This window comes from Roseococcus thiosulfatophilus (assembly GCF_017311575.1).
GTDB lineage: Bacteria > Pseudomonadota > Alphaproteobacteria > Acetobacterales > Acetobacteraceae > Roseococcus > Roseococcus thiosulfatophilus.
The window spans coordinates 1-1,034 of sequence record NZ_JAFFQY010000047.1 but is presented as its reverse complement, the minus strand read 5'-3'; the positions used below and the strand labels follow the sequence as shown (position 1 = coordinate 1,034).

Genomic DNA, 1,034 nt, shown 5'->3' with positions numbered 1-1,034 from the left:
GTCACCCAACATCCAGCGCACATCGTTTACAGCGTGGACTACCAGGGTATCTAATCCTGTTTGCTCCCCACGCTTTCGCGCCTCAGCGTCAGTAATGGACCAGCTCGCCGCCTTCGCCACCGGTGTTCTTCCCAATATCTACGAATTTCACCTCTACACTGGGAATTCCACGAGCCTCTTCCATCCTCTAGCTCACATGTATCAAGCGCAGTCCCCAGGTTAAGCCCGGGAATTTCACGCCTGACTGTGTGTGCCGCCTACGCGCCCTTTACGCCCAGTCATTCCGAGCAACGCTAGCCCCCTTCGTATTACCGCGGCTGCTGGCACGAAGTTAGCCGGGGCTTCTTCTACAGGTACCGTCATCATCGTCCCTGTCGAAAGGGCTTTACAATCCGAAGACCTTCTTCACCCACGCGGAATTGCTGGATCAGGCTTGCGCCCATTGTCCAATATTCCCCACTGCTGCCTCCCGTAGGAGTCTGGGCCGTGTCTCAGTCCCAGTGTGGCTGATCATCCTCTCAGACCAGCTACCGATCGTCGCCTTGGTAAGCCTTTACCCCACCAACTAGCTAATCGGACGCAGGCCGCTCCATGGGCGCATCGCTGCTTTCTCCCTCAGGAGATATGCGGTATTAGCGCCAGTTTCCCAGCGTTATCCCCCACCCTCGGACACGTTCCTACGCGTTACTCACCCGTCCGCCACTGACATTGCTGCCCGTGCGACTTGCATGTGTTAAGCATTCCGCCAGCGTTCGCTCTGAGCCAGGATCAAACTCTCAGGTTCATCCGTTCCACCATGCCAGCCGAAGCCAGCACAGCAAAACTCAAACCCACCATCCTAAACCCAAGCACCAAACACCAAAAACAAACCAGACACATAGCCAACGCCAACCATGACCAAAGCCACAGCAGCACCAACCACGCATCCCAACATTCATATCCGCCCCCGCTTCGCTCCCCTTCCAGAAAGCAAAACCAAAGCAGATCACGTCAGCACTTACTTCTGCATAACCAGATGTGATTTTGAAACAACG

The 1,034-nt window shown here is 55.4% G+C and carries 1 protein-coding gene and 1 rRNA gene; both read right to left on the bottom strand.

Annotated elements, in window-relative coordinates; genetic code table 11:
• Positions 1-784, bottom strand: a 16S ribosomal RNA gene (locus JTN19_RS14495); the annotation flags it as partial.
• A 40-nt stretch (positions 785-824) separates the two neighbouring features.
• Positions 825-1,034 (bottom strand): hypothetical protein (locus JTN19_RS14490; protein WP_206934100.1); only part of this gene is annotated, 210 nt, incomplete at its 5' end.